2 protein-coding genes are annotated in these 4,701 nt (G+C 47.6%); both read right to left on the minus strand.

From position 1 onward, the window contains the following. Positions 1 to 280 precede the first annotated feature (280 nt). Positions 281 to 1,240 (minus strand): hypothetical protein, encoded by a 960-nt coding sequence (locus tag NC99_RS06880; protein WP_053181390.1) that lies wholly within the window; start codon positions 1,238 to 1,240, stop codon positions 281 to 283. 196 nt (positions 1,241 to 1,436) lie between these two features. Beyond that, on the minus strand, positions 1,437 to 4,701 hold a 3,265-nt coding region (locus NC99_RS06885; RefSeq protein ID WP_157624592.1), incomplete at its 5' end, for a PAS domain S-box protein.

The following is a 4,701-nucleotide window of genomic DNA, read 5'->3' on the forward strand; positions in this document are numbered from 1 at the left end:
TGAGAATGGGAGAGTGAGAGGGTGAGAGAGTGAGAGAGTGAGAGGGTGAGAGGTTTTAATCGCGAAGACGCGAAGTTGATGAGGACAAGCGAGAACCCGAAAGGGTTCAATATTCATCATCCCCAAAGCATTTGGGGGTGAAAAGCTAACGACACCGGCCCAAGCCCGAAGTGGGTTGAACACCCAGAAGGAATTGATTCAAGTAAATTCAACCCGCTACAGGGTTGTTTGATTTTGGTTGCCCGCTAACCTCCGAGCTTCGCACGGGGTGATGAACATTTTACTCCTGCGGAGTGATGCGATTGAACTGCCGGGGAAACAACGCTCCAGGATTGCTAATGCATAACATCAACCGGACAGCGTACAGCACTGAAAAAATGGCCAGGTAAACTTCGTAGGGCTCGTTGTTTCCGGTATAGGTAGAGCCTGCCATCAGCAGAAAAAAAATGAATAAGCTGGCGTGCGGTACAAATAAGTTGGCCACGAGTCCTTTGGGTTTATTGATCAGCCAAAAATAGCTAAGCACCACAAAAGAACTAAAACCAACAAATGGGTAAACATACTTAAACAGCGGATTGAAGAAATTATGAAGGGTATTTTCCTGCTGGTAATTCAACTTGAAAAGATCGGTGGTTTCAATTTCGAAAAACTGCTGCCCCCAGCTGATTTCTTCACCGTAAATGAATAAGAACGAGCCCGAAAGGATGGCCAGTCCCCAGATTATTTTTCGCTTGAGGCTTTTCTCCAGATCCAGCCTGCGAACCTTGAAAATAGGGATTAACAAGAAAACAGCAGCCACTACAAACAGGTTTGGTGTGGTTTTGTCGGCCCATCCCTCCCACTGGGGTTCTCCGAAAGCCAACATGGACAAATGAAGAACAATAGCAAGTGCTGAGCTGAGCAGGAAAAAATGTCTTCCAATATTTTTCTTGCTGCAAGCCAGGTCGGAATAGAAAACCCGGTTCATATCACTTGACAGCTGTGTCAGGGGTAGAAGGGTCAAAATTTTATTGATCCAGTTTAGTGCGAAAAGCACACCAAAAATAAACATACAGGCAATCAGGAAATAGATTGCCAGCCGGAGTTTTGCTATCCCTATTTCATTCAAATGTCCATCAGGGGTCAGATGGATCCGGACCAGCTCGACCAATTCATGAAAGAAATAATGAGAAACCAAAAGAGAAATAAGGGACAAGGCCATGCCAGCAATCCCAATTTGCATGGAGATTTGACGATTCATATACTTAAGATTTAAGGTTGGTCAAATGATAACCTACTTCTGTCTCAGGCCAAAATATTTCGACCCGCTTTAAAGACCACGCAGAGTAAGCTCCATTTGACAATTCAGATATACGAATGATCAGAAAGGAGGAAGTTGAACAGCTTCACTTCACCCGGTGAAACAAACACATTCAAAGATTTGTTCGGATGCATGGTCAAATATATTTCTTAATCATGCTCAATAAGTCCGGTACTTGAATGGGTTTGGTTACATAATCGTTGAATCCGGAACGGTGAATTTTATCCAAATCATCGGTCATGGCAAAAGCCGTTTGGGCCACAATCGGAATCTCCTGATTAAACTGGCGAATCTGCCTGGTGGCTTCGTAGCCGTCCATTTCCGGCATTTTAATATCCATCAGCACCAGCTGAATGCCGGGGTTTTGCCTGACAAACTCTACGGCATCGGAGCCATTGATGGCTCGCAGCAAGCGATACTTTTTCCGTAACAGCACCACTTCGAGGTAATAATAGCTGGCTTCATCATCTTCTGCGATCAGAATTAGTGCATTGTCTTCAGGTGTTTCAGGAGAAGGTGCTCCCGGCTCCTGCGGACTATTCTTGATTTTCCCGGCTTGAGTCGTTGAAGGAACGCCAACATAAAACGTGCTGCCTTTACCCACTTCCGATTCGAGCCAGATCCGCCCCTTCAGCAGGCCGGCATAGGCCTTGCAGATAGAAAGGCCCAAGCCCGACCCTTCATAGGCACGCGTTAAATTTTGTTCGGCTTGGGTGAAACGATCAAAGATGGCTTCGTGGCGGTCGGCTGCAATTCCGGAACCCGTATCCCGGACGTAAAAAACAAGTTGTGCTTCTTCGGGATAAACGCCAATTTCGATCGAGCCTTTCGTGGTAAACTTCAAGGCATTTTTTATCAGGTTGATTAAAATTGACTCCAGTTTTCCCTTGTCCGTTTTAATTGATACGCCCTCGGGCAACTGGTCGATCAAGGAAATTGACAACCCTTTTTTCTCGGCTTCGGGCCGGAAAAACTTACAAAAATGCTGCAACATGTTATTGATGTCGAAGACCGATTCATTCAGATCAACATGTCCGGCTTCGATCTTTGAAATTTCAATAATGTCGTTCAGGGTGGTCATCAGCCGGTCGCCACTGGAACGCACCACCTGCAAATACTCTTCCCTGACTTCCGCATCCAGATCACTTTCCTGCAGCAATTCCAAAAAGCCGATAATGCCATTCATGGGCGTCCGAATTTCATGACTCATATTGGCCAGGAAGGATGACTTTAAGCGGTCGCTTTCTTCGGCTTTTTCCTTGGCCAGTGTCAAATCGGCAACCAGGTTTTTCTTTTCGGTGATATCTTCGCGCACACTCACAAAGTGTGTCATTTCACCCTCGGAGTTAAAAATCGGCGAAATAACAACATCAACCCAATACAAAGAACCATCTTTCTTTTTATTTTGCAATTCACCTACCCAATCTTTCCCGGAAAGTACCGTTTCCCAAAGCTGCTTGTAGAATTCAGCCGAATGTGTGCCCGATTTTAAGATCCGCGGTGTTTGGCCGATCACCTCATCGGCCTGGTAACCACTTACGCGGGTAAAGGTTGGATTCACATATTCAATTCGGCCTTTGGTATCGGTAATGATCATGGTGACCGGACTCTGCTCTACCGCGCGGTTCAGCAGGCGCAACTGGCGCTCCTGTTTTTTCTTTTCAGAAATATCATGCACTATGGAATGCAGAAAGTCTTTGTCCCCGATGGTCACTTTGCTGCTGAATATCTCCACATCGAACACTGTTCCGTCGGCTTTCCGGTGTTTTAACTCCTTGTTGGCGAACTTTATGTCCAATGTTCTGTGCAGGCGCTGCATCACCGCCTGGAGCGACAGCGTATCAATATCGGCCACTGTCATGGTTTTAAACTGGCTTTCGCTCCACCCATACAACTCACAGGCCGCATGGTTAACTTCCACGATACGTCCGTCATTCGGATCAATCATCATTTTTGCAGCGGAGTGGTTATGGAACAGCGTCCGAAACTTCTCCTCGCTTTCGCGCAGGGCTTCTTCCTGCGCCTTGCGTTCGGTAATATCGCGGATGATCATGCTGGTTCGCTGCTCGCCATTGCGGTCGCAAAAAATAGCCGAAGTAATTTCACAGAGCAAACGAGAACCATCTTTTCGCTTGAAATACAGCTCGCCTTTTACCCGGCCATACTTGCTGCGGTGCGCGACCAATTCAGGCAGGCGGGGATCAGTTACATCGACCAGTCCGCTCCGGCCTAAACTCGTAATTTCTTCGTCACTCATACCAAACAGGGTACAGGCCGCCGGATTCGCTGATAAAATATCACCATTGGGATTGGTCAACAAAATGGCATCCAAACTATTCTCAACAAAGGAGCGGTACTTTTCTTCGCTTTCGCGCAAGGCTTCCAGGGCTTGCTTGTGTTCTGTGACATCGCGGCATGATGCGATTAGAATTTCCTCTTCCGGAACGGGGTGGGCATTCCACGAGAGCCATTTCACCGAGCCATCTTGACAGAAGTAGCGATTTTCGAAACGAACCACCTTTTCACCCGCAATCATTTGATCATTGACCGCTCTGGTTGCACCACGGTCATCCGGATGAACAAATTCAACAAAAGGTTTAGCCATCAACTCCTGACTGCTCCAGCCCAGGGTTCGCTCCCAGGCTGGATTCAAAACCTTGAAAAAACCATCGAAGCCAGCAATGCAAAACATATCGACGGTATAGTTGAACACCCGGTCGCTCAGCAACAGTTTTTCCTCCACCTGCTTTTGCTTGGTCACATCGCGGGCAATGCCTTCCAAGGCCACCAAATTACCATCGTCATTAAAAATTGGAATGTTGCGTTGCTCTTTCCAAATCAGGCGGCCATCTTTTCGGTAATACCGTAAGGTCAGCGACTGGCGAACAGAGGCCTCATCCATTAGCATCCGCTCCAAAAGCTCAAGATCCTCCGGATGCACATACTTGAATACCAGGTCGGGGTCGGCATAATACTCCTCCGGGGCATAGCCTGTGATCCTGAGCGATGCCGGACTCATGTAGGTACATTTTCTCTGCGGAGATAGTTCGAAGCGGTAAATCATGTCCTGGGCATTTTCGGCCAGGCGGCGGAAGCGTTCTTCACTTTCCTGCTGCATTTGAAGTGCGCGCTGACGCTGCGCCTTGAGCTCCTTTTGCACCAGCGCCTGCCTGACAGCCTGACCCAAACGTTGTAAGGATTCCTTCAACACATAATCGGTTGCTCCCGCTTTCAGACATTCAACTGCTGTCTCTTCGTTGATGCTGCCCGTAACAATCAGCACCGGGAGATCAGGCCGCAGTTCGAGTGAAATTTTCAGTGCTTCCAGGCCGTTGAAAGACGGCATGTTATAGTCAGAAAGTACCAGGTCGGCTTGAAATGTCTGGAGGGCATGCGTAAAC

It is taken from the genome of Sunxiuqinia dokdonensis (assembly GCF_001270965.1).
In the GTDB taxonomy this organism is placed as follows: domain Bacteria; phylum Bacteroidota; class Bacteroidia; order Bacteroidales; family Prolixibacteraceae; genus Sunxiuqinia; species Sunxiuqinia dokdonensis.

Coding starts and splice junctions, on each gene's coding strand:
- NC99_RS06880 (WP_053181390.1), bottom strand. CDS start 1,240: ATGAATCGTCAAATCTCCATGCAAATTGGGATTGCTGGCATGGCCTTG.